Annotated in this window: 24 protein-coding genes and 1 riboswitch; of the genes, 14 read left to right on the top strand and 10 right to left on the bottom strand. The window is 52.1% G+C overall.

Annotated elements, in window-relative coordinates; translation table 11 throughout:
• Nucleotides 1-86: 86 nt before the first annotated feature.
• Nucleotides 87-539 carry a helix-turn-helix domain-containing protein gene (locus tag Q5741_RS12250; protein WP_305024379.1) on the top strand — a complete coding sequence of 151 codons (453 nt, stop codon included), beginning with the start codon at nucleotides 87-89 and terminating at the stop codon, nucleotides 537-539.
• A 48-nt stretch (nucleotides 540-587) separates the two neighbouring features.
• The gene (locus Q5741_RS12245; protein WP_305024378.1) at nucleotides 588-1,001 is read left to right on the top strand and encodes an ImmA/IrrE family metallo-endopeptidase; all 414 of its coding nucleotides are present in this window, start codon (nucleotides 588-590) and stop codon (nucleotides 999-1,001) included.
• Nucleotides 1,002-1,079: 78 nt separating this feature from the next.
• Here Q5741_RS12245 and Q5741_RS12240 read toward each other — a convergent pair whose 3' ends face one another.
• A complete protein-coding gene (locus Q5741_RS12240) occupies nucleotides 1,080-2,813 on the bottom strand; it encodes a proline--tRNA ligase (protein WP_305024377.1) in 1,734 nt (577 codons plus the stop codon).
• A gap of 44 nt (nucleotides 2,814-2,857) precedes the next feature.
• Nucleotides 2,858-3,109: a hypothetical protein gene (locus Q5741_RS12235; protein ID WP_305024376.1), complete on the bottom strand. Its 252-nt coding sequence runs from the start codon at nucleotides 3,107-3,109 to the stop codon at nucleotides 2,858-2,860.
• Nucleotides 3,110-3,302: 193 nt separating this feature from the next.
• On the opposite strand from Q5741_RS12235, the gene Q5741_RS12230 reads away from it, so the two are divergent.
• Nucleotides 3,303-3,971, top strand: a complete 669-nt coding sequence (locus Q5741_RS12230; RefSeq protein WP_305024375.1) for a 3'-5' exonuclease — start codon at nucleotides 3,303-3,305, stop codon at nucleotides 3,969-3,971.
• Here Q5741_RS12230 and Q5741_RS12225 read toward each other — a convergent pair whose 3' ends face one another.
• The 3 genes from Q5741_RS12225 to Q5741_RS12215 form a co-directional block, all read right to left on the bottom strand.
• Nucleotides 3,972-4,952, bottom strand: coding sequence for a helix-turn-helix transcriptional regulator (locus Q5741_RS12225; RefSeq protein WP_305024374.1), 981 nt, complete (start codon nucleotides 4,950-4,952; stop codon nucleotides 3,972-3,974).
• A gap of 111 nt (nucleotides 4,953-5,063) precedes the next feature.
• The gene (locus tag Q5741_RS12220) at nucleotides 5,064-5,750 is read right to left on the bottom strand and encodes a hypothetical protein (protein WP_305024373.1); all 687 of its coding nucleotides are present in this window, start codon (nucleotides 5,748-5,750) and stop codon (nucleotides 5,064-5,066) included.
• Nucleotides 5,751-5,989: 239 nt separating this feature from the next.
• The gene (locus Q5741_RS12215) at nucleotides 5,990-6,142 is read right to left on the bottom strand and encodes a hypothetical protein (RefSeq protein ID WP_305024372.1); all 153 of its coding nucleotides are present in this window, start codon (nucleotides 6,140-6,142) and stop codon (nucleotides 5,990-5,992) included.
• Between the two features lie 432 nt (nucleotides 6,143-6,574).
• Here Q5741_RS12215 and Q5741_RS12210 point away from each other — a divergent pair, with 432 nt between their 5' ends.
• The 8 genes from Q5741_RS12210 to Q5741_RS12175 all read left to right on the top strand — a co-directional run bounded on the left by Q5741_RS12210 (nucleotide 6,575) and on the right by Q5741_RS12175 (nucleotide 12,130).
• Nucleotides 6,575-6,991, top strand: a complete 417-nt coding sequence (locus Q5741_RS12210; protein WP_407074357.1) for a hypothetical protein — start codon at nucleotides 6,575-6,577, stop codon at nucleotides 6,989-6,991.
• Nucleotides 6,992-6,998: 7 nt separating this feature from the next.
• Nucleotides 6,999-7,703: an AIM24 family protein gene (locus tag Q5741_RS12205; RefSeq protein ID WP_305024370.1), complete on the top strand. Its 705-nt coding sequence runs from the start codon at nucleotides 6,999-7,001 to the stop codon at nucleotides 7,701-7,703.
• An 88-nt stretch (nucleotides 7,704-7,791) separates the two neighbouring features.
• A riboswitch (PreQ1 riboswitch) is annotated at nucleotides 7,792-7,835 on the top strand.
• A gap of 110 nt (nucleotides 7,836-7,945) precedes the next feature.
• Entirely contained in the window at nucleotides 7,946-8,614 is a 669-nt protein-coding gene (queC, locus tag Q5741_RS12200) for a 7-cyano-7-deazaguanine synthase QueC (RefSeq protein ID WP_305024369.1), read from the top strand.
• Complete coding sequence (gene queD / locus Q5741_RS12195) at nucleotides 8,607-9,092, top strand: 6-carboxytetrahydropterin synthase QueD (RefSeq protein ID WP_305024368.1); 486 nt, start codon at nucleotides 8,607-8,609, stop codon at nucleotides 9,090-9,092. Before queC ends, queD begins: the two co-directional genes overlap by 8 nt.
• Nucleotides 9,092-9,820 carry a 7-carboxy-7-deazaguanine synthase QueE gene (queE, locus tag Q5741_RS12190; protein ID WP_305024367.1) on the top strand — a complete coding sequence of 243 codons (729 nt, stop codon included), beginning with the start codon at nucleotides 9,092-9,094 and terminating at the stop codon, nucleotides 9,818-9,820. Before queD ends, queE begins: the two co-directional genes overlap by 1 nt.
• A 31-nt stretch (nucleotides 9,821-9,851) precedes the next feature.
• Nucleotides 9,852-10,349 (top strand): preQ(1) synthase, encoded by a 498-nt coding sequence (queF, locus tag Q5741_RS12185; protein WP_305024366.1) that lies wholly within the window; start codon nucleotides 9,852-9,854, stop codon nucleotides 10,347-10,349.
• 167 nt (nucleotides 10,350-10,516) lie between these two features.
• The gene (locus tag Q5741_RS12180; protein WP_305024365.1) at nucleotides 10,517-10,819 is read left to right on the top strand and encodes an ArsR/SmtB family transcription factor; all 303 of its coding nucleotides are present in this window, start codon (nucleotides 10,517-10,519) and stop codon (nucleotides 10,817-10,819) included.
• A gap of 78 nt (nucleotides 10,820-10,897) precedes the next feature.
• Entirely contained in the window at nucleotides 10,898-12,130 is a 1,233-nt protein-coding gene (locus tag Q5741_RS12175) for an MFS transporter (protein ID WP_305024364.1), read from the top strand.
• Between the two features lie 63 nt (nucleotides 12,131-12,193).
• Here Q5741_RS12175 and Q5741_RS12170 read toward each other — a convergent pair whose 3' ends face one another.
• The gene (locus tag Q5741_RS12170) at nucleotides 12,194-13,048 is read right to left on the bottom strand and encodes an EcsC family protein (protein WP_305024363.1); all 855 of its coding nucleotides are present in this window, start codon (nucleotides 13,046-13,048) and stop codon (nucleotides 12,194-12,196) included.
• A gap of 345 nt (nucleotides 13,049-13,393) precedes the next feature.
• On the opposite strand from Q5741_RS12170, the gene Q5741_RS12165 reads away from it, so the two are divergent.
• From Q5741_RS12165 to Q5741_RS12155, 3 genes are read left to right on the top strand one after another with little or no spacing between them, the layout of a single operon-like run.
• Complete coding sequence (locus tag Q5741_RS12165; RefSeq protein ID WP_305024362.1) at nucleotides 13,394-15,136, top strand: ABC transporter ATP-binding protein; 1,743 nt, start codon at nucleotides 13,394-13,396, stop codon at nucleotides 15,134-15,136.
• Nucleotides 15,129-16,961, top strand: coding sequence for an ABC transporter ATP-binding protein (locus Q5741_RS12160; RefSeq protein ID WP_305024361.1), 1,833 nt, complete (start codon nucleotides 15,129-15,131; stop codon nucleotides 16,959-16,961). Before Q5741_RS12165 ends, Q5741_RS12160 begins: the two co-directional genes overlap by 8 nt.
• 51 nt (nucleotides 16,962-17,012) lie before the next feature.
• On the top strand, nucleotides 17,013-17,498 hold the full coding sequence (locus tag Q5741_RS12155; protein WP_305024360.1) for a hypothetical protein: 486 nt from the start codon (nucleotides 17,013-17,015) through the stop codon (nucleotides 17,496-17,498).
• Between the two features lie 60 nt (nucleotides 17,499-17,558).
• Here Q5741_RS12155 and mmsB read toward each other — a convergent pair whose 3' ends face one another.
• From mmsB to Q5741_RS12135, 4 genes are all read right to left on the bottom strand, one after another.
• A complete protein-coding gene (gene mmsB, locus Q5741_RS12150) occupies nucleotides 17,559-18,722 on the bottom strand; it encodes a multiple monosaccharide ABC transporter permease (protein WP_305024359.1) in 1,164 nt (387 codons plus the stop codon).
• A 2-nt stretch (nucleotides 18,723-18,724) separates the two neighbouring features.
• Complete coding sequence (mmsA, locus tag Q5741_RS12145; protein WP_305024358.1) at nucleotides 18,725-20,257, bottom strand: multiple monosaccharide ABC transporter ATP-binding protein; 1,533 nt, start codon at nucleotides 20,255-20,257, stop codon at nucleotides 18,725-18,727.
• 51 nt (nucleotides 20,258-20,308) lie between these two features.
• Nucleotides 20,309-21,394, bottom strand: a complete 1,086-nt coding sequence (chvE, locus tag Q5741_RS12140) for a multiple monosaccharide ABC transporter substrate-binding protein (RefSeq protein WP_305024357.1) — start codon at nucleotides 21,392-21,394, stop codon at nucleotides 20,309-20,311.
• 229 nt (nucleotides 21,395-21,623) lie between these two features.
• Nucleotides 21,624-22,748 (bottom strand): copper amine oxidase N-terminal domain-containing protein, encoded by a 1,125-nt coding sequence (locus tag Q5741_RS12135; protein WP_305024356.1) that lies wholly within the window; start codon nucleotides 22,746-22,748, stop codon nucleotides 21,624-21,626.
• Between the last annotated feature and the right edge of the window lie 68 nt (nucleotides 22,749-22,816).

The following is a 22,816-nucleotide window of genomic DNA, read 5'->3' as shown; positions in this document are numbered from 1 at the left end:
TGGCTTACATTTATCCTGTTTTTCCTTTACCTTATGGCAATGATCGTTTATAGTAAAGACAGAACACAAAAGGAGTGGCAGCCACCATGGAGCAGCACAGCTTTGGTACTTATATGAGACATCTGCGTGAAGAGCAGGGAATGAGCATCAACCAACTCGCCGCATCTGCGGATATCAGCAATTCCCAGATTTCCCGTATCGAGAACGGTCTGCGGGGTGTGCCCAAGCCAGTGACCATCCGCAAAATTTCCGATGCACTGGGCATCCCCTATGCGGAGCTGATGCAGCGGGCTGGTTACTTGGAGGACGGGGCCGAGGCTTATATGAACGAGAAGGGCGCTGTACCGGACTGGGCTAATTCACGTGATAAGCGGGATTTCAAGAAAATGCTCGAAGAAGACGGCGAGCTGATGTTTGACGGCATCCCCCTGAATCAGGAAGACAAAAAGCGGATCAAGGATGTATTGACCGGTCTGTTCTGGGAGGCCAAGCAGATGAACAAGCATAAGCCAAGGCGCCGTCCCGATCCGGCGGAATGATGATGTCCACAGCAATGCACTTCCGACTTGAACGGGCAGGTGATAATCTTGGATGATCTGATACATAGGCTGGTTCGCAAATACCGCACGAACTGCCCCTTCGAGCTGGCGGACGCGCTGGGCATACATATCCGCTATGCGGACCTTGGCTCAGCCACCAAAGGATTGTACTTCCGGAAGCTGCGGCGGCGTTTTATTGTCATTCATAACGGTCTGATCCCCGAATGGCAGCGTTTCGTCTGTGCCCATGAGCTTGGTCATGACCGTCTTCATAAGGGCATCAGCCGCTTCTTCATGGAGGAACATTCCTACTTCCGCCCAGGCAAGCTGGAACGGCAGGCCAACCGTTTTGCCGTGGCCCTGCTGGGGGCTGGCCAGCCCATCGAATCCGGTGAGCCGCTGGAGAACTATTTTATGCGCATTGGCATTCCCAGGGAGCTGGTGCATACGGATGCGCTTTAGGCAGCTATTACAGAAAGACCCGTTTCCCGGACTCACCGGGAAACGGGTCTTTCTTATCAACGGAACTGCTGTCTTGCGCTACCTCCTGCGGCTTTTCAGCCGCTGTATAGCTTCTTCAAAGGTCAACTCTTCCTTCCCTTCTGCTGCGCGTTCCTTCCATTCGACGATCCGTTCCGCTGCACCTTTTCCCACGACTAACCGCACAGGGCAGCCAATGAGATCAGCATCCTTAAATTTCACACCTGCCCGCTCATCCCGGTCATCCATCAAGACATCGAACCCGAGCTTCTGCAGTATCTGTTCAAGCTCCTCAGCTGCTGCCATTTGAGATTCGTCCTTAACAGATACAGGAATCAAATGCACATCGTACGGAGCCAGTCCCTCCGGCCAGATTATCCCCTGCTCATCATGACGCTGCTCGACGATCGCGGAGAGCAGCCGCGATACACCGATACCGTAACAACCCATGATAAAAGGCTTCTGCTGACCATTCTGATCCAGATACATCGCGCCCAGCGCCTCACTGTACTTGGTTCCCAGCTTGAAGACATGGCCGATCTCAATGCCCCGGGTAAATACAACAGGCTCGCCAGATTGCGGATCAAGATCTCCTTCCTTGGCCAGCCGGACATCAGCAATCAGATCCGGCTCGAAATCACGGCCCGGCACAACGCCAGAGAGGTGCATATCCATCTCATTAGCACCGGTAATCGCAGACCCCATATCCATGACACTCGGATCGGCAAGCACAGTCAGCTTCAGACCAACAGGCCCGATAAACCCCACGGCCAGTCCCAGCGACTCAGCCTGCGCCGCATCGATCATCTCTATTTCATCTACGCCTAGAAGAGCTGCCGCCTTGAGTTCGTTCACCTCATCGTCACCACGGACCAGTACAGCCGCAACCTGCTGGCCTGCCTTATAAATCAAGGTCTTAACAATCCGGGATGCAGGCACCTTCAAAAATGCTGTCAGCTCATCAATCGACTTGATCCCCGGGGTATCGAGCCTAGTAAAGGGCAGATCCGCACTCCAATCCCGAGGCGACCCTTCCAGCGCCTCTGTGCTCGTGTCCAGGACAGAATCAGCCCGCCTCGTGTACGCCTTCTCCAGATTAGCCGCATAGCCGCTGGCAGGTGCACTCACAATCCAGTCCTCCCCGGATTCAGCCAGTGCCATAAATTCATGGGTTCCTCCCTCTCCACCTATGCTGCCGGCATCGGCCTCAACCGCAGCGAACCGAAGTCCGCACCGCTCGAAGATGCGGTGATAAGCGCTGAACATGGCTTGATATGCATCATCCAGTTCTGTCCACCCTGCAGCAAAAGAGTAAGCATCTTTCATCATGAATTCCCGGCCGCGGAGCAAACCGGAGCGCGGACGGCGCTCATCCCTGAACTTGGTCCCGATCTGATAGACGGTTACCGGCAGCCGCCGGTAAGAAGAAACCTCACCATCTACCAGTGCCGTAATAACCTCCTCATGCGTCGGTCCCAGAACAAATGGACGGCGGTGCCGGTCCTGAAGACGCATCAGCTCGGGGCCGTATCTTTCATATCGTCCCGATTTCTCCCACAGGTCGGCAGGCTGCAGCGAGGGCAGCAGCACCTCCTGCGCACCGGCATGCTCCATCTCTTCCCGGACAATCCTCTCAATCTTGTGCAGGACACGCCTAGCGAGCGGCAGATAGCTGTAGATTCCCGCTGCCAGCTGACGAATGTAACCCGCCCGCAGCAGCAGCCGGTGGCTGGCCGTCTCGGCCTCTGCAGGTGCTTCTCTCAATGTCGTGCTTAATAGTTGGCTTTGACGCATTTCCTTCAACTCCAGTCAGCAGAATAGAACACAAAACAGCACACTCATCGCAAGGGACGAGTGTGCTGGTCGTGGTACCACCCTAGTTTGAATACGTCATGATGTTTAGCGGGTCTGTCGAAGCCGACGTATTCCTCTGGAGGGATAACGGTCCATACCGGCGGCGTTGGTCCATCATCGGACGCCGCAGCTGCAGGAGAGGAGGAAACGGCCGGATGCGGGCGGCCTTGCAGCCTGGAGCCGCCTCTCTGTTCACTCCTGAACCGTATCCCATATTCCTGGTCTTTGCTGATCACGTATTCATAATTTCCCCCATATTACTCCGCTGTTAGAGCCCTTGTCAACCTGAAGCGGAAGTCCCTTCCGGATTCCTGCGCTGACAGAAGCACGCGGAAGCGTTAAGATAGAATTATCCGAAATATATTATGTATCAGCATTTTGCCGTATTCGACACATGGCCTAATATGCTGTGACCAAAGGAGCATCGGCATGTATTATGTAATTTATGATCTTGAGTTTACCGTCAGCCGCAATACGCGGTACTCTTCTGAAATTATTGATATCGGGGCCGTAAAGCTGACACAAGAGAACGGAGTTCTGGTTACGGTGGATACCTTCCAGACTTTTGTAAGGCCTTCTAATCGTTCTGTCCTGTCATCCGATACAGTCCAATTTACCGGCATCACCCAAAAAGACATCGATGCGGCTCCCCTGTTTCCTCACGCTGCTGTATTGTTCAGGGAGTGGCTGGCCGCTGACGCCCCCTACTACCTGTGCGCATGGGGACCCGATGACCGTTCCAAGCTGCTGTCCCACTGCCGGACCCATGAAGTAGATGCAAGCTGGATATGTAATACCAACGATCTGCAGCAGCAGTTATCCCGTTCGCTCAGCAGCGAAGGGACATATCGCCAGATCGGGTTAAAGCAGGCCCTGGAGCTGTGCGGAATTGAATTCGACGGCCGCCAGCACCTGGCGCTGGACGATGCCCTGAACACAGCCGAAGTATTCAAGCATTACTTCGACCGCTTCGAGCTGGAGAGGAATGAGGCCGAGCTGGAGACAGGCGGCTCCAGTCTGGTCTACTCCAGTGATGACGCGGAAGACGATAGCTCGAACCCGTTCGGCAGTCTGGCGAATCTGTTCAAGAAGGACTGATCATTCACCCGAGCTGTAGACTCGGGTCCAGGCTTCAAGCCGTTTCAGCATACTGCTCCGGTACAGCTTGGGTTCCAGAATCTCGGCGCTTGGTCCAAACTTGGTCAGCCAGCACAAAAAATCATAATCATGATTCAGCGTAACTTCAAACAGGATGCTGCCGTCAGGCAGATCCGTAATAACCGGGCGCACGAACATCTCTTCATTTTTGACATATTCGGCTGCCTCGGCCGAAAATTTAATTTTGAAATGAATATGCCCGCTGCCATGGTGAAGTGACCAGGAATTGCGGTAAAAGGCCTCAAAATGGAAGTAGTCCTTGCGGAAGGTTTCATTAGTAATCGTTACATTCGTAAGACCGCTTACCCTGAAGGTTCTCACCTCCTGTTCCTCATGACAGAAGCCGACCAGATAGAAGCGGTGTTCCCGGGGGATCAGATAATACGGGTCGATATAGCGTGGAGCGGGACGGGCTTCTTTATGGAGTGACGGATCATGGTAAGATGCCCGAATCGTCTGCTGTGTCAGACTAGCTAGAATGATAGGAAGGAGAAAATCCGTTTTCTCCTCCTCCAGTGCCGCAGGCGTACCCGTCTTGAAAATGTCAGACACCTGCTTGGCAATCACATTCTGGTCAAGCCTGCTCTTATGCCGGGATGCCATCAGCTTCTCATAGGCTGTCTCAAAAGCAGGTGGCAGCGCCGGCTGGATCTGGTCCATCACCAGCGACAAATCCTCGAATGCCTTCGTTTCCTCCTCCGTCCAATTGAGCGGGTACAGCGAGAACTGGCTGATAAACTGATAACCCTTCCCATGGCCCATATTAGCAATCGGGATATGCATGGCGCTCAGTGCCTCCATATCCCTGTATATTGTTCGTTCTGAAGTCTCGCAGCGTTCAGCCAGTTCCCTGGCCAGTATACCAGGTTTACCCTGAATTAAAGTGATGATGCGCATCAAGCGAATAAGTCGATCAGTCATGGTGTTCCCTCCTGGACGTACTAGTAGTCTATTAGACTCACTATCATCTTATATAAACTAGTACATTCGACTTATAAACACAATTTTCCTATGTAATTTATCTTCATAAATCTAAAAACCTTTTACTTTTATGAAGAGATCTGGGTCTAAAGTAGCGTCGAGCAGTTGTTGAAGCTTCTCGATCGTCTCCGACTCTATTAAATAATCCGGGTCACCGCTTCGAGCTGCCAGGATCAACAGCTCATCTGCCCGGCGCCGCAGCAAAAAGTCTCCCTTTGCCGGGTCTCCCTGGTCAAAGGCTTTCACCGCTTCCTTGACCAAGCATGGCGAATCACTGATTTTCACATACTTCTCCACCCGTGGATTGGGCGCATTCTGGAGCAGACCCAAATGTGTGGTGAATTGAAGGAACAACGGATCCGCGCGAACAACGGTATTTAACGGCTGATCCGGCTTGCGCATTGACCATTCCATACTGACTGCCAGTATCCTCCCTGTTGCATGAGGCTCCACCTCAAAAGTAAAAACGGCATACTTCGGGCATCCCGCATACAGGCTGCCCAGACGTATAGCAGGGCCGCCATGCTCACCAACATGAAGTGTAGTACGGCAGCCTCCAACCTTTTTTAAATGGATCCCCTCCTCCAGCTTCAATTCAAGCTGAAGGTCTGAACCGACCGCCTTGGCTGGAACTGATCTTCTTCTTTTGCGAATGGCACCGTAGCTCCATTCCACCAGGAGATGGATTTGCTCGGTACTGTTTGTTGACAGTGCGTCTTTGGTCCAAGAATAATTCACATGAAAATTTGAATTCACTTGCGCATAACTCCCCCGGTTTTATTTCTTTGGTTCTAAGTTAACAGGGTTGCACGACAGCTAGTTGTCAGGGAACGTATGTTCTTTTATAAAAGTTTAATGATGAGATATATGGATTTTACAAGATGAATATAACAAAAAGAAGCAACCTGTAAGATCAGGCTGCCTCTGTCCTTTTCGATATCCGGTTATAAAGTAAAATCAAAAAATTAATAACAATTTTAAACATTTGCCGGTGTTTCAAAATCATACGCGCGTTCCAGGGGTCTGGAGACAGGCGCATAAGTGACACTGTCAACAATTAATTCGCGTTCGATAGGTTCTCCATTCACAGTAATCAGGATTTTTTTGTACGTTTGGTTTTGTTCTTGCATCACGATCATTCTCCTTTGTTATTGAAGCATTCTATGAGGAATGCTGATTATTTATTATATTGGTATAAGGCCGACAATATGTGTGTCCCATATCCATCCATAGCTGTTTATTATTTAGCCACCGGTCATGCCATGGTGATCATAGCGGCGCCATGATTTAGGATTACCCGGAATAGATCGGTGTTAAACAGCGGATGGCATGAAATGCACATTGGGTGCCGGATAGTTTCATGATAAAATCTCTTTATAAAAAAGGCTGTCGAAATCGGACATCCCTGGGTAAAAATTTAGAAACGAAATCCGACATGATTCGTAGTAGTCTCTTGTTCGTGACAGTCAACAGGCGCAGCGTTAAAACCATTTAAGATGTTCTCCAGTTTATATAGAATTGAGGTGGCTTCTGTGCCCAACTCCTTATGTCGCCGTGCCGTGATGCGCTTCATATCTGTTCTCCTGGGAACAGCAGTCCTCTTCGGACTGGAAGCTCCGCAGGCACATGCAGGTTACTTTGACGATTGGTATAAGGGCATTGAGCAATTTTCCGACCTGCCCAACGAAGTCTATAAATTAAAGGAAGACTATCAGGCTACACTGGACGAGCTGGACCAGGCCAAATCCAATGCGCAGGCCTATCAGGAGCAGAATGCGCAGCTGGTTCAGCAGAACGAGAAGCTGACTGCCATGGTATCTGATCTGCGCAAAGCCCAGGAGGAACGCGATGCCTACGCCCGCCGGATCAAAGCGATGCTCTTTACCGTGATTGGACTCATCATTGGCTATTTTATACTGACACGTCTGGTCCGTTACGGGATGAGAAGAAGATCGCATCGGGGTTATAGGAAGGAGTGACCGGCAGATGATCATTGTTCCATCAGAGCCTTTCGAAGGAGGTTCCGGACTGGCCGTGACCTTCTCGCTCGCTGAGGGGGACCGCGTGCACGTCCTCCATCCCCAGCAGATCGTCGCCTATCGCGGTCCCAGCCAGGGACGAAGCGATCGCTTGATGAATGTGAAAGGCATGTACCGCAAGCGCAAGCTGATCCAGGCTGACATGAGCGGACCCTGTCAGTTCGTAGCAGCCCTTCCGCCCGGCTTCAGCATGAAGACCATCGAGCTGGATGGAGACAGCGATCTGCTGTACGATTTCAGGCATCTCTTTTACTTCAGCGACGGCATTCAGATGCGATCCAAAATTATCAGTATGAAGAACATGCTGATTACCCGTGATGCAGTCAAAATGAAATTCTCCGGGAACGGACAGCTCGGGATTCTGACCCAGGGGCAGGTATGCCAGCAGGAACTGCATCCCACCCAGCCGCTGTATGTCGATGCAGGCAGTATTATCGCCTATCCTGAGAATGCCAGTCTGGAGCTGACCGTCTACGGCAACAATCTGGCCAGTCAGCATATGAATTATCATTTCAAAATGACAGGCCACGGGTCAGTTCTGTTTCAGGCCGGACGTCAGAATCAACAGCTGGAGGACGAGATCAATGATGACGGACTGATGAAGCGCATTCTGCGTGAGGTGATCCCTTTTGGCAGTGTATTTATCAAGTAAGTTCATCAGATGCCCACAACTTTCTTAATGTGATACAGCAGATTCGTGGTATAATGTTTCAGAATTGAAGAGAAGCCATGCCCTGGGCATGGGAGAGGTTCGCGAACTCCCTCTATAAAAAACTAAGGCTGCTTTACCCTTACCGGGTGAGGTCTGTTTTTTGTTGGTCAGTTCAAGAACTCTCTAATCTTCGGCATCAGGGCACTGCCCTGTACATTCCAGGAAGATAGAGAGGTTTTTTTATGTTTAATAATGAAAAAGCGGTGGTCGTATTCAGCGGCGGCCAGGACAGCACGACCTGCCTATTCTGGGCAAAGGAACGTTTTGCTGAGGTTGAAGCCGTTACTTTTAACTATGGCCAGCGTCATAAGCTGGAGATTGACTGTGCTGCCGATATCGCACGCGAACTGGACGTTCCGCACACGGTACTTGATATGAGCCTGCTGAACCAGCTGGCGCCGAATGCGCTGACACGCAGTGATATTGACATCACTCAGGAGGAAGGCGGACTGCCAAGCACTTTCGTGGACGGGCGTAATTTGCTGTTCCTCAGCTTCGCTGCCGTACTGGCCAAGCAAAAAGGCGCAAAGCATATCATTACCGGTGTCTGTGAGACAGACTTCAGCGGCTACCCGGACTGCCGGGACAGCTTTATTAAATCGCTGAATGTGACCCTGAACCTTTCGATGGACTATCCGTTCGTCATTCACACTCCCCTCATGTGGCTTAATAAGGCCGAGACGTGGGAGCTGGCGGATGAATTGAACGCTTTTGAATATGTACGCAGCAAAACGCTGACCTGCTATAACGGCATCATGGGCGATGGCTGCGGTGAATGCCCGGCATGCAAGCTGCGCAAGGCGGGTCTCGATCAGTATATTGCGAAACGTGACGGTGTAAGTCATGTTTGAACCAGGGACCTTTCGCATCGTAGAGAAGCTGCAGGCTTTCGGTGACGATATCCAGCAGGAGCAGCTTCGTTATCACCGTAAGCGGGTGCTGGTCAGCAAAGAATTTACATTTGACGCGGCCCACCATCTGCACTGCTATGAAGGCAAATGCAAGAACTTGCATGGCCATACGTATAAGGTCATCTTTGGCATCAGTGGCATGCCGGGTGAGACCGGACTGACCGTAGATTTTGGCGATATCAAGGACATCTGGAAGAAGCATATCGAGACGTATCTCGATCACCAGTATCTTAACGAATCTTTGCCTGCTATGAATACGACGGCTGAGAACATGGTCGTCTGGCTCTATGAGCAGATGGAAACGGCGCTTCAGTCTGAGCCGTATGCCAGCCGGGTGGAGGGCGGACGGACCGAATTCGTGCGGCTCTATGAGACGCCAACCAGCTATGCGGAAGCCAGACGGGAGTGGATGGTGTAATGGCGACTATTCCTGTAATGGAGATATTTGGACCTACCGTACAGGGCGAAGGCATGGTTATTGGACAAAAGACGATGTTCGTCCGCACGGCGGGCTGTGATTATCGCTGCTCCTGGTGCGACTCGGCGTTTACGTGGGACGGCAGCGGCAAGGATCTCATCACACCGCTGACCGCAGAACAGATCTGGGAACGTCTGCAGGAAGTCGGCGGCACCCGTTTCTCCCATGTGACCCTCTCCGGCGGCAATCCGGCGCTGCTGGGTTCACTAGGCGAGCTTACAAGGCTTCTGGCCGGCAAAGGGATCCGCATGGCCGTCGAGACGCAAGGGTCCCGCTGGCAGGACTGGCTGCTCGAGATTGACGAAGTGACCGTCTCGCCGAAGCCGCCAAGCTCCGGCATGCATACGGACTGGGGCAAGCTGGATGAGCTCATCAGCCGCCTGTCTCAGCGCACGGATGGCAAATCCGTCAGCCTGAAAATCGTTATTTTTGATGAGAAAGACCTGGCATATGCCATCCATGCACATGCCCGCTACCCGCACATCCCCCTCTATCTGCAGACGGGGAACCCGGATGTGCATACCGGCGAGACGGATAGTCATGCGCTGTCACTGATCCGGCGCTACGAATGGTTGATTGACCAGGTGATGGACAAGGACGAACTGAACGATGTGCGTGTGCTTCCGCAGCTTCATACGCTGGTGTGGGGCAACAAGCGCGGCGTGTAACTATATTTGAATTGAATCTGGAGGAAACAACATGGCAGGAAGACCACGTGAAGAAATGCAGGATATTACCCTTCTGGGCAACCAGGGGACCCAATACACCTTTGAATATGATCCAGGCATTCTGGAGAGCTTTGACAACAAGCACCCGTACCGGGATTACTTTGTCAAATTTAACTGCCCGGAATTCACCAGCCTGTGCCCGATTACAGGTCAGCCGGATTTTGCTACCATCTATATCAGCTATGTTCCGGACATCAAGATGGTGGAAAGCAAATCCTTGAAGCTCTACCTGTTCAGCTTCCGTAATCATGGTGATTTCCATGAAGACTGCGTTAACATTATTATGAATGACCTGATCAAGCTGATGGACCCGCGCTATATTGAGGTCTGGGGTAAATTTACGCCGCGCGGCGGCATCTCCATCGACCCGTATACCAACTACGGCAAACCGGGCACCAAATATGAGCAGATGGCTGAGCATCGCATGATGAATCATGATATGTATCCGGAGACCGTTGACAACCGGTAGGTTGGAAAATAATGAAACGCCTGACTCGCTAGGAGCAGGCGTTTTTTGGTGTGAAGATATTTATTGAGGGGAAGGTATCCCCCTTGAAAATTACGATTACGAACAGTTCCTTATTCTCTTTAAAATGTGCAGTTGTCAAATTCCGCAACTTGTTGTAGATTAGTTCTATGACTATTGAACAACAACTTCAAAGTACTGCTCAGGACGAGCAGCTGGTAAAAATCTTTAGGGCATTGGCCGACATGACCCGAATCGATATTGTACGGACTCTGTATCAGCATAACCGAGAGATGGCCTGTGGGGAGGTCGGGGAAATCTGTGCTGTCTCCAAATCTAATGCATCGTATCATTTCCGGACTCTTCGGGAAGCCGGTTTGACAACTACACGAAAAGAAGCCCAAACTAAATATGTAAAGCTTAACCACGATACCTTTAATAGGCTGATGCCGGGGTTCTTGGACACGCTGTGAACAGCAGCGCCAGGAACCTTTCTTTTTATCAGATAGTTCAATAGTTATTTAACTAAACAACAAAGGTGGAACTGCTTCATGACTGCTGCTGTAAACGTACATAAAACTGGATCTGTCATTACGATGTTATTCCTCATCATGTTCCTGATCGGAACAGATACTTTCATTGTTTCGCCGCTGCTGCCTGCCATACAATCTGAATTTCATATGCATGCAGACCGTTCCGGTTGGCTTGTCGGTGCTTACGCCCTTGGATATTCCGTTTTTGCCCTCATTGCAGGTCCCCTGTCCGACCGGCTTGACCGGCGAAATGTCATGCTCATCGGATTGACGGGCTTCGCTGCTGCTACCTTCCTCTGCGGGTTTACCTGGAGCTTTGGGTCCATGGTGCTCTTCCGTTTAATTGCAGGCATGTGTGCAGCAATGGTAACCCCTCAGGTCTGGGCTGCCGTCCCCATGCTGGTACCCCCGGCACAGCTTCTGCGGACCATGGGCTTCGTAACAGCAGGCCTAGCCGGTTCCCAGGCTCTCGGGGTTCCGCTTGGAGCCTGGCTCGCGGACATCGGTTCGTGGCAGCTGCCGTTCTGGACCCTTGGCATCGCCGGACTCGTCATGGCCGCAGGGATTGCCATTCAAGTTCCACCCCTTCCTTCTGTACGCACGAGCACTACGGGCAGCACACCGTCACGCCATTCCTTCCTATCCGGTTACCGCCAGCTGCTGTCTCTGCCGGCCGCTCGGTATTCCTTTACCGCCTATTTCCTCTTTCAGCTAGGCAATTTCGGCGCCTTCAGCTATATCGGAACATGGCTGCACGATCGATATCAGGCAAGCGTCGGTGAAGCAGGAACCATTATAATGGCGCTTGGTGTCGGCAATCTTATGGGCAGTGTGTTTGGCTCCAGGTGGACCCAGCGTATTGGAATCCGTACTTCGCTTTACAGCGGGATCCTGGTCATAGCCTTTTTGTATGTCGTTCTTTCACAATCTCCGGGCCTCATCACCGCGCGCGTACTTGGGTTCCTTATGTTCACCGCAGCCGGTGCCGTTTTTCCAATCATGATGACCATCCTCCAGAGTTACGTTCCGTCTGCGCGGGGACTGTCGGCTGCACTTAGCAACTCTATTATGTATCTGGGGACGACCGCAGGTTCTGCAATGGCAGGATGGCTCTATGTTCACAGCGGCGGCTTCCTTAGTGTAACAACAGCTGCAGCAGGTTTGTTCGTACTTTCTGTCCTGTTCTGGATGGTTGGCAGCCGTCCTATGCAAAGGCATTCTGATACTTCTCCTTCACAGGGTCTCCTCTAATTCATGTACATAACTAAAAGCGGCTGCAGTCCTCCATTCGGCTGCAGCCGCTTCTGTCCTACCTTATTCCACCGTACCCGGCAAACTCGGCACATCTGCCAAGCGGCTTAAAATCCGGCGCTTCTTATACAGCATCCTCCCTGCTTCCGCCACATCCTCAATCGTTCCCTTGTTCATGAAGGAGCCAATGAACATGCCTGCGATCGGCACCATCTGGAACAGCTTCTTCCAGCCGAAATTGTCACGGTATGAATTCACGACCTCCCGCCATCCCTGCAGCTGCGAGATCACCTGCGCCTGACTGTGCGCTTGATCGAAGACTGCGAGCTCCTCGAGTACCGCCTTTTTACCGACGATATCTGCAGAGGCGAACTGCATACATTTGATAATGAAGACACGCTCCTGCTTGTCCTCCGGGTCATAACCGTAGCAGATGGCCATCTCCTGCAGCACCTTCAGCGACATGCCGAGCACCATAGGAATATCTACAGCCAGTGTGAAAATACCGCCAAACCCCGTAGTCGCCCCTTGTGCAGCTGCAAATTTGGCGCGTTTTCCTGCAAGCTCTTCTGCCGTGTGGTCCATGACAGCGAGCGGCAGACTGGCTGCCTCGTTAATCGTCATCTCGGAACGCCCTGCTCCATGCTCACGCAAATTCACCCAGGTCTGTTCCAGCTCACTCAATACACTTCGCTTCTGAACCAGGTATTTGCCGCCATTTTGAATGAATCCTCCGACCTCGTTCAGTGCTGCTCCAATCTTGTCCTGAATCCATTTTGGGGTCAGCCGGTCCAGCAGCATGAATGGCAGGCGTCCGATTTTCTCCCAGAAAAAAATATCCTTCTGGCTCTTCTCCCATTTCGTTATCGTATTCAACTGACTTTGCAGTTCCTCCCGTGTCTCCCAGGCTGATGTCATGCAGGAGTCCTCCTTGTTTTTGATTCCTGTTTATTCCTTTACTAAAAAGGAAACGTTTCTACATTATACGTCACCGGCATCCTATTGGATGCGCACCTGAATTGGCGTCCTTATGAAATATGATACAATATAAAGGTCAAAAAACGGGCCCAAGCTGGGTATAATAGTTAGACGGATACCATTTATTTGGCCGTTCGGAAACTTCGGAACCATAATGGATCGGGATAAAAGGGTCAGCGCCAACCGGCGTCTGCCCTTTTCTTGCCTGGACCCCTGTCCAGATGATCTACAACGAGAAAGCACCATTCGTTCAGGCATATTACAACAAGGGGAGTGATCCAAAATATGAACAAAACAGGGCTGCTGTCCGGCTACCTCAAGTCGCACTGGCCTGTCTATCTTGCCGCCATTCTGCTGATTATTGTATCCAATATCGACCAGGCCGCTCTCCCCAGGGTACTGGGCCAGTTCACTGATGAGCTGCAGCGCGGAACACTCGACCGGGACAAAGTCGTCCGTTACAGCCTCATCCTGCTCCTGATTGCGGTGTCTTATAACCTGCTGTGGGCCCTTGGACAGTTCATTGTCATGAAGCTCGGACGACGATTCGAATATGTTACCCGTGACCGGCTGTTCGGCAAATTCGCTGAACTCAGCGAACGGTATTTCTCTCAACAGGGGAACGGCAAACTGCTCAGCTATGTCATGAACGATGTTACATATGTACGTGAAGCGATTTCCAATGGCATCAACCAGACGACCAATGCGGTCTTTCTCCTGCTCTCCTGCATCGTCATGATGATCTGGAGCGGCATCCCTTTTCGTCTTATTGCAATCAGCGTAGGGCCTCTGCTGGTCATTCCTTTTCTCGTCGTTTACTTCGGTCCACGAATCCGCAGCCGGGCCCGCAACGTACAGGAGGCTCTTGCCACTATGACGGAATCTGCAGAAGAGCAGCTGGGCGGCATCCGGGTATCCAAAACGTTCGCTATTGAACCGATTGCCCGCGAACGATTCGGCGCGGCCGTCGACGGTATAACTGCCAACCAGCTCCGTCTGGTCCGCATGTCTTCGCTCTTCCAGGCGCTGCTGCCGATGATGGGAGCGATTTCGCTTGCCGTATCACTGCTCGTCGGCGGCTACATGACGATGCAGGGCAGTATCACACTTGGCAGCTTTGTTGCATTAACGCTCTATCTTCGCATCATTATGGGGCCGCTGCAGCAGATCGGCAACGTGATTAACATGATGCAGCGCTCCAGCGCTTCGCTGGACCGTGTCAATCTGCTGCTTGCCGAAACGCCGGATGTCCGGGACAGCGAGGATGCGAAGCCGGTGGAACAGGTCCGGGACATTACAATCCGCCATCTGACCTTCGCCTATCCCGGCAGCCGCAAGCCTGCCCTGCGCGATGTCAATCTGGACATCCGGGCAGGCCGCACGATCGGGATTGTCGGCAAGACCGGCAGCGGCAAGAGTACACTCGTCAAGCTGCTGCTGCGAATCTATGAACCGCCAGAAGGCACCGTGCTGGTCAATGGCATGGATATCGACGATGTGACACTGGAAAGCCTGCGCACCCAGCTGGCTTATGTGCCGCAGGACGGTTTCCTCTTCAGTACAACCATTCGTGATAATATTGCCTTCAGCCGCCGGGATGCCTCGCTCGAAGAGGTAGAAGAAAGCGCCCGACAGGCGATGATCTACGATAACATTATGCGCTTCCCGGAACAGTTCGAGACCCGTCTCGGTGAACGGGGAGTTACGCTGTCTGGCGGGCAGCGCCAGCGGACCAGTCTGGCCCGCGGACTGATGAAGGAAGCGCCCGTACTCATCCTGGATGACAGCATGAGCGCCGTTGACGCGGTGACCGAGACAGGGATCGTGGACAGCCTGCGCAGGGAGCGCAGAAATAAGACGACCCTGATTATCTCCCACCGCATCAGTGCCGTGAAGCACGCCGATGAAATCATCGTGCTGGATGAAGGCCGTGTGGCCCAGCGGGGAACACACCGGGAACTGCTCGCTGCAGGCGGACTGTACGCTTCCCTGCAGCAGCTACAGGAGGAGGGATTGCAGCATGTCTAGTCTTACCCACTCATCCGCATCGGCGGGCGGACCGAAGAACACGCCGCCGGCCCAGCCCGGTGAAGGCAGCAAGCTGAACGCTTTCCGCTCGATTTTGACTTATGCCAGACCGCACCGGCTGACCTTCCTCGGTATCTTCTTCTGTGCGCTGCTGGCCATCTCGGCAGATCTGCTGCAGCCTTATCTCGTCAGTATTGTCATTGACAAGCATCTGGCGGTTGGCAGCAAAGATATGAGCTTCCTTGTCCAGATCGGAATCATTTACTCTGTGCTAGCGATCGTTAGCTTCGCGTTTACGTATCTTCAGAATAACCTGCTGCAATTTGCCGGCCAGCACATTGTCGCCCGTATCCGCAAGGATCTGTTCGGGCATATCTCGAAGCTGTCGATGTCCTTCTTCGACCGCTTCCATATCGGCAGTCTAGTGACGAACGTGTCGAGCGATACAGAGACGATCAGCCAGTTCTTCACACAGGTGCTGCTAAGCCTGATCCGGGACGGGATGATGCTGATCCTGATTCTGTTTTTCATGTTCCAGCTTGACCCGATGCTCGCCTGGTATGCGGTCCTGATCCTGCCGGTCGTCGCTGTGGTCGCCATTACGTTCCGGACCTATCTGCGCAAAACCTATCAGGAAGCCCGTTCACGTCTCTCCCGCCTGATCGCCTTTACAGCCGAGAATCTGTCCGGTATGTTCCTGATCCAGGCTTTTCATCAGGAGAAAGAGCAGGAGCGACGTTTTGCCGAGCAGAACGAGAATTATTTTACAGCCAATGTCCGGCAGATCCGTTCGAACGTTATTTTCAACCGGACCTTCGATATTCTGGGCAACCTTGCGCTGGTGCTGATCGTCTGGCTGGGTGGACGCGCCGCCCTGAACATGGAGCTGCAGGTTGGTGTCCTGTACGCATTCATCAGTTATATCCGGCAGTTCTTCCAGCCGATTAACCAGATTACGTCCCAGTGGAACACTTTTCAGTCAACGACCGTCTCTATGGAACGTCTGTGGCGGATTCTGAACACGCAGCCGGAGGTCAAGGACCCCGATCCAGATCAAGCCAAGCCGCTCAAAACGGAGGAGGTCCAGGGACGAATTGATTTCGAGAACATTACATTTGGCTACGATCCATCCCGTCCGGTCATTCCACATATGGATCTGCATATCCGGCCAGGTGAGATGGTAGGAATTGTGGGTACAACGGGAGCTGGCAAAAGCACCATGATTGCACTGCTGAACCGCTTCTACGATGTGTCCAAAGGAAAGGTGCTGATTGACGGTATCGATATCCGGGAAATCCCGCAGGAACAGCTGCACCGTATCGTTGGTCTGATCCAGCAGGAGCCGTTTCTGTTCTCCGGCAGTATTATTGATAATGTTCGTTTATTCCGGGAGGATGTGTCCCGTGAGCAGGTGATGGAGGCCTGCCGTTTTGTCGGAGCACACCCGATGATTGAACGGCTGTCCGACGGTTATGACACCAAGCTGTCCGAACGCGGCAGCGGTCTCTCAGCCGGGGAGCGGCAGCTGATCTCTTTTGCCCGTATTATGGTATTCCAGCCGCGGATTCTCATCCTCGATGAGGCGACGGCCAACCTGGATTCCCATACGGAACAGCTGGTCCAGGAAGCGCTGCAGTCCGTTTCACGCGGACGCACCACCCTGGTCATTGCACACCGCCTCTCCACCGTCATGCATGCGGACCGTATTCTCGTCATGAAGGACGGGGAGATTGTAGAGGAAGGCAGCCACCACCAGCTGATGGCGGTAGGCGGTTATTACCAGGAGCTTTATCATCATGCCCTGCAGGCCGGCGCGAAGGAATAATTCCGGACGTCCTGCAGCAAACGACAGGCAAAGAAAGGCGGGGCCTTTCAGATGAAAATCCAATACCGCTGGAGCAAACTTCTGATGAACACTGGCAGCTGCGTGCTGTTCATCCTGACCGCCATCGGTCTGGTCGCGTACGGAATATCAGCAATATCTGGATCCTGGCTGCTGGGCATCCCGTCGATCTATCTCGGGGTGACCGTTCTCCTTTTTATCAGCCGACTATCGATCCATTATTTCAAAAGGCTGTTTCACAGTAATCGTACGCTCCTGGCTTATGATGATAATGGATTATACGGAGCCGGAAGATTTGTGCCCTGGTCCTCCATACTGCGTGTACAGGAGCAGGGAACGCAGATCGGGCGCTGGTTTAGTCTTGAATCTACAAGCTGGATATTCTATCTCAAAGACGGTTCGGAATGGAAGGTTACGACGGATGAGCTTCTGTCCCCACAGGAATGGAAGCAGGCACGGAGCGTTGTACGCAACGGTGTCCATGAACGCGGCTGGAAGAGCATACGCAAGCGAGTATAAAAAAGATCCGTATCCCTCCAGGGATACGGATCTTTTACTTTATCCATCTACTCAAATACATTATACCGAACGTTTATTTTTGTTATAAATATCGAATGCTACCGCGAGCAGGAGTACCAGACCTTTGATGCCCTGCTGCCAGTCGATGCCCAGACCAATCAGCGACATCCCGTTATTCAGCACACCCATTACGAGACCACCGATGATCGCTCCAAATACCGTACCAATCCCGCCGGAAGCGGAAGCTCCCCCGATGAAGCAGGCGGCAATGGCATCCAGCTCGAAGTTCGTCCCTGCTCTTGGAGTAGCCGCGTTCAGGCGTGCAGCGAAGATCAGGCCCGAAATGGCAGCCAATACGCCCATGTTCACGAATACCCAGAACGTCACTTTCTTCGTTTTGACCCCGGACAGTCCCGCGGCCTTCTCGTTACCGCCCAAGGCATAAATATGACGGCCCATGACGGTTTTGTTCATCACAAAGGAATAAATAACGATCAGTACAAACAGCAGAATCAGAATGTTCGGGATTCCCGAGTAGCTGGCCAGCATAAAGGTAAATACGTTAATGACTGCAACCAGCAGAATCAGCTTCAGGAGAAACATTCCCTGCGAAATGACCTTGAAATTGTATTTCAGCTGGGCCCGGCGGTCACGGAGCTCATTGATGATGTAAACCACAGACAGGATGATTCCCGCCACAACAGCAACCATATTCGTACCGAAGCTGCCGAAGTCCGGAATGAAGCCGGAGCTGATCTTCTGGAAGCCGGATGGAAACGGCGAGATGGACTGCCCTTCCAGTACAATCATCGTCAGGCCGCGGAATAAAAGCATACCAGCCAGCGTGACGATGAAAGCAGGAATCCGAACATAGGCCACCCAGAAGCCCTGCCAGGCACCAATCAGGCCGCCGACCACCAGGGAAGCCACAACAGCAGCCCAAGTCGGCCATCCCCAGTCCACCATCATAATCGCTGCCGCTGCACCGACAAAAGCAGCGATCGAGCCGACCGACAGATCGATATGGCCGGTGATGATGATCAGCACCATCCCGATCGCAAGCACCAGAATGTAGCTGTTCTGCAGGATCAGGTTTGTAATGTTAATCGGCTTCAGCAGCAGGCCGCCGGTCAAGATTTCGAACAGCAGCATGATGACCACCAGCGCAATGATCATGCCGTACTGCCGGATATTATTTTTGAACAGTTTTGATAATGTATCCATATTTAGGCCCCTCCCGACTTGGTCATATATCTCATCAGCGTTTCCTGTGTAGCCTGATCGCGGCTCACTTCACCTGTGATCCGGCCGGCATTCATCACATAGATCCGATCACACAGCCCGATCACTTCGGGCAGCTCGGAGGAGATGACCAGCACCCCTTTGCCTTGTGCAGCCAGCTCATGAATTATAGAATAAATCTCAAATTTCGCTCCGACATCGATGCCGCGGGTCGGCTCATCCAGAATCAGAATATCCGGTTCGGCATAAATCCACTTGCTCAGCACGACCTTCTGCTGGTTACCACCGCTCAGGTTTCCGGTTTTCTGCAGAATGCTCGGTGCCTTGATGTTCATCCGCTTCCGCATATCCTCCGCGACCAGTACCTCTTCCCGTTCGTTGACCACTGTACCGCGTGCAAGCTTGCCAAGCCCGGTCAGGGAGATGTTGCGCTTGATGTCATCCATGAGGATCAGTCCATATTCCTTGCGGTCCTCGGTGACATAGGCGAATCCGTTATCAATCGCTTCCGTAATCGTATTGTTCCGGATCTCCTTGCCGTCCTTGATCAGCTGACCACTGATATTCCGGCCATAGCTTTTGCCAAAAATACTCATCGCCAGCTCCGTACGCCCGGCTCCCATCAATCCGGCAATTCCCACAATCTCGCCATGCCGGATATACATGTTGATATTATCAAGCGCCTTGCGGTCGGCATGATGCTCGTGATAGACCGTCCAGTTCTTGACCTCCAGTGCCGTACCGCCGATTTTGGCATGACGTTCCGGATAACGGCTCGTCATATCCCGGCCGACCATCCCGTTAATGATCCGGTCTTCGGTCACCTGGTCCCGTTTCATATCGAGCGTTTCAATAGTCTGACCGTCCCGCAGGATCGTTACGGAATCTGATACCTTGGATACCTCATTGAGCTTATGGGAGATCAGAATGCAGGAGATACCCTGCCGTTTGAACTCCAGCATCAGCTGGAGCAGGTTTTCACTGTCATCCTCATTCAGCGCCGCTGTAGGCTCATCGAGAATCAACAGCTTTACCCGCTTGGAGAGTGCCTTGGCAATCTCGACCAGCTGCTGCTTTCCGACCCCGATGTTGGTCACCAGCGTGTTGGGATTTTCGCTCAGCCCCACCTTGTGCAGCAGCTCCTGGGTGCCGACATAGGTCTCATTCCAATCGATGACTCCGCCCTTGGCGCGTTCGTTCCCAAGATAAATGTTCTCGGCAATGGACAAGTACGGTATCAGCGCAAGCTCCTGGTGGATAATGACGATGCCGAGTTCCTCACTCTGTTTAATATCTTTAAACTGGCACTCCTTGCCTTCAAATAAAATCTGACCGTCATAGCTGCCATGCGGGTACACGCCGCTCAGCACCTTCATCAGCGTGGATTTCCCGGCACCATTCTCTCCGCACAGCGAGTGAATTTCGCCTTTGCGCACCTTCAGATTCACATTCTCCAGCGCCTTCACGCCGGGAAATGTCTTCGTAATCCCTCTCATTTCCAGAATAAATTCCGACATGGCTTCGCTCCTTTCCGCGATCCTGCGCAAATCTGCGCAATCCTCGTCAGCCTATTTCAGACCGATCTCTTCCTTCGTGTAATACTCCTGTCCGACAATTTCCTGCTCCACATTGGAAGCGTCTACAGAAACAGGGTCCAGCAGGTAAGCAGGAACGACCATTAGTCCGTTGTTATAAGATTTTGTATCATTGACTTCTGCAGGCTCATTCTTCAAAATACTTTCCGCCATCTTCACCGTCTGGGCCGCCAGCTTGCGTGTATCCTTGAACACGGTCTGGGTCTGCTCACCGGCAACGATCGACTTGATGGAGGCCAGCTCCGCATCCTGTCCGGTAATGACTGGCAGCGGTTTATCCTTCGTGCCATAGCCAATCCCTTTCAGGGAAGAGATAATCCCGATACTGATGCCGTCATACGGAGACAGCACCGCATCCAGATGCTCACTGGAATAGTTGGCGCTCAGCAGGTTATCCATCCGGGACTGGGCCAGTGACCCATCCCAGCGCAGGGTGGCGATTTGGGCCATTGTGGTCTGCTTGCTTCGTACGACCAGCTTGCCGGAATCGATATACGGCTTCAGCACGGACATGGCGCCGTCGTAGAAAAAGTAAGCATTGTTATCATCCGGTGAACCCCCGAACAGCTCCATGTTGAACGGGCCTTTGCCTTCCTTCAGCCCCAGCTTCTTCTCAATATAAGAGGCTTGGAGGACGCCAACCTTGAAGTTATCAAAAGTAGCATAGTAACTCAGGTAAGGTGTATTGCGGATCAGCCGGTCATAAGAGATCACCTTAATTCCGCGGGCATGTGCTTTGGCGATCACATCCGTCAGGGTGTTGCCGTCAATGGAAGCAATGACGATGACATCTACACCTTTGGTTATCATGTTCTCAATCTGGGAGATTTGATTCTCCACTACATCTTCCGCAAATTGCAAATCGACCTTGTACCCCTTCTCCTGGAATAACCGAGCCATGTTTTCTCCATCAGCAACCCACCGCTCTGAAGATTTGGTTGGCATGGCCAGACCGATGTAGCCTTTATCCGCGCTGCCTGTTTTGGTCTCGGCCAGATTGCAGGCCGTCAGGGCGAACAACATGGCAAGCGCCAGGACAAGTATGAATGCTCTTCTCATGCGCTTTCCCCTTCCGCAATATTTTTGTGCAGGAGCACGACAGCATGCTGCAGCCGCCGCAATCCGTTAGCTTATCTTCACGTCATCAGAATAACACCGCTTACATTTCCAGTCTTTGCAGGAAAGCAACCTTTTTTATAAAATTTTAACTTTCGTTGAAACGCATTATTTATTGCACAAAAAAACGGACTGCTGCGCACTAACGCAGAGCCCGTTTGGATAAGATGAATTATTTTACAGCCTGGAACTTTGACATATCCCACTGATATTTAATACCTGTATTCTTGTCCTGGAACCACAACACATGACCTTCCCGCTTCAGATACTTCAGCTCATCGCCATGATAAGGAACATCATTCACTTCGGCATATTCCTGTCCTTCTGCATCCAAAAACTGCTTGTAGAGCTCAATCTTCCTCCCGGTCTTCCTGTCAATCAGGGTCAGAATCCCCTTGGTATTCGGTCTGATCAGGAGGACGTCGTCATCCATGCCTTCGATCAGATACCTGTCATCCACGCCGCCCAGTTTCGTCAGATTCATAGTTTCCGTAACCCTGCCTGTACCGTCTTCGATGACCCGGAGGGTTTTCCCGTCGGTCAGCAGCAGATGATTGCCGTACATTTTGACGTTATCCCCATAACGCTGATAGTAATGCACACCAGCTTGGCGAATGGCAACGCCGTTCTTGATCACTAACGTAAACCACTGATTGTTGATATGCGGCTCCCCGAAGACATCCGTAATCGTCAAATAAGTCAGCCCGCCAGGAGTCTTTTTGAAATCAAAGGAAACATATTCATAGACCTCTGCACCCAGATTGGCCAGCAGCCGTGTATTCCCCTTGCTGTCCGTGGTATACAGCTTACCGCTTGGCTTGTCTATAGTGTATGTAAGGCCTTCATATTGGGCTGAAGCACTGCTGTAACTGTGCATCCCTGCCGCTACCAGCAGTTTATGATTAGCATCCCAGCTTACCATCCTGCCTTCCAGAGACTGTACCAGGAAACGCGCAGGAACATACAACTCCCCGTTAAATTTAAAAGGCGTTCCACCCAGCTTTACGAGCTTGCCGTCAAGCATGCCCTGACCGCTGCCCATGCGCACGGCGACCTTCTTGTTAAAGCCGCGGAATTCTGCCCTCTCCTGTTTCTTGTCCCAAGAGACCTGGAGTCCGAAGCTCTCCCATTGACTCGCCGGGATATATGTAACCCCACCCTTGATCAGAGCCGGACTTTGAGCCTGCCCTCCTCCATCATAAATGATTCTAAATTCAGCGTTTGTTGCCGCACCTGCTGCCGTCGGGAGCAGCAGTGAAGCAGCCAGCACTGCTCCTGTAAGCCAATTGATTTTCATAGGTCTGCATCCTTTCTCTGTATTATTTGCTCGTCCTATAGACGCCGTTAATCACCGGAAAGTTACAC

The sequence above is a fragment of the Paenibacillus lacisoli genome (genome assembly GCF_030580655.1).
In the GTDB taxonomy this organism is placed as follows: domain Bacteria; phylum Bacillota; class Bacilli; order Paenibacillales; family Paenibacillaceae; genus Paenibacillus; species Paenibacillus lacisoli.
This window is presented reverse-complemented; position numbering and strand designations above follow the sequence as displayed.

Coding starts and splice junctions, on each gene's coding strand:
- Q5741_RS12180 (WP_305024365.1), top strand. CDS start 10,517: ATGACTATTGAACAACAACTTCAAAGTACTGCTCAGGACGAGCAGCTG.
- Q5741_RS12205 (WP_305024370.1), top strand. CDS start 6,999: ATGATCATTGTTCCATCAGAGCCTTTCGAAGGAGGTTCCGGACTGGCC.
- Q5741_RS12230 (WP_305024375.1), top strand. CDS start 3,303: ATGTATTATGTAATTTATGATCTTGAGTTTACCGTCAGCCGCAATACG.
- Q5741_RS12155 (WP_305024360.1), top strand. CDS start 17,013: ATGAAAATCCAATACCGCTGGAGCAAACTTCTGATGAACACTGGCAGC.
- Q5741_RS12170 (WP_305024363.1), bottom strand. CDS start 13,048: ATGACATCAGCCTGGGAGACACGGGAGGAACTGCAAAGTCAGTTGAAT.
- Q5741_RS12165 (WP_305024362.1), top strand. CDS start 13,394: ATGAACAAAACAGGGCTGCTGTCCGGCTACCTCAAGTCGCACTGGCCT.
- Q5741_RS12250 (WP_305024379.1), top strand. CDS start 87: ATGGAGCAGCACAGCTTTGGTACTTATATGAGACATCTGCGTGAAGAG.
- queE (WP_305024367.1), top strand. CDS start 9,092: ATGGCGACTATTCCTGTAATGGAGATATTTGGACCTACCGTACAGGGC.
- Q5741_RS12240 (WP_305024377.1), bottom strand. CDS start 2,813: ATGCGTCAAAGCCAACTATTAAGCACGACATTGAGAGAAGCACCTGCA.
- Q5741_RS12210 (WP_407074357.1), top strand. CDS start 6,575: ATGCGCTTCATATCTGTTCTCCTGGGAACAGCAGTCCTCTTCGGACTG.
- mmsA (WP_305024358.1), bottom strand. CDS start 20,257: ATGTCGGAATTTATTCTGGAAATGAGAGGGATTACGAAGACATTTCCC.
- chvE (WP_305024357.1), bottom strand. CDS start 21,394: ATGAGAAGAGCATTCATACTTGTCCTGGCGCTTGCCATGTTGTTCGCC.
- Q5741_RS12215 (WP_305024372.1), bottom strand. CDS start 6,142: ATGCAAGAACAAAACCAAACGTACAAAAAAATCCTGATTACTGTGAAT.
- Q5741_RS12225 (WP_305024374.1), bottom strand. CDS start 4,952: ATGACTGATCGACTTATTCGCTTGATGCGCATCATCACTTTAATTCAG.
- queF (WP_305024366.1), top strand. CDS start 9,852: ATGGCAGGAAGACCACGTGAAGAAATGCAGGATATTACCCTTCTGGGC.
- Q5741_RS12135 (WP_305024356.1), bottom strand. CDS start 22,748: ATGAAAATCAATTGGCTTACAGGAGCAGTGCTGGCTGCTTCACTGCTG.
- Q5741_RS12160 (WP_305024361.1), top strand. CDS start 15,129: ATGTCTAGTCTTACCCACTCATCCGCATCGGCGGGCGGACCGAAGAAC.
- queC (WP_305024369.1), top strand. CDS start 7,946: ATGTTTAATAATGAAAAAGCGGTGGTCGTATTCAGCGGCGGCCAGGAC.
- queD (WP_305024368.1), top strand. CDS start 8,607: ATGTTTGAACCAGGGACCTTTCGCATCGTAGAGAAGCTGCAGGCTTTC.
- mmsB (WP_305024359.1), bottom strand. CDS start 18,722: ATGGATACATTATCAAAACTGTTCAAAAATAATATCCGGCAGTACGGC.
- Q5741_RS12175 (WP_305024364.1), top strand. CDS start 10,898: ATGACTGCTGCTGTAAACGTACATAAAACTGGATCTGTCATTACGATG.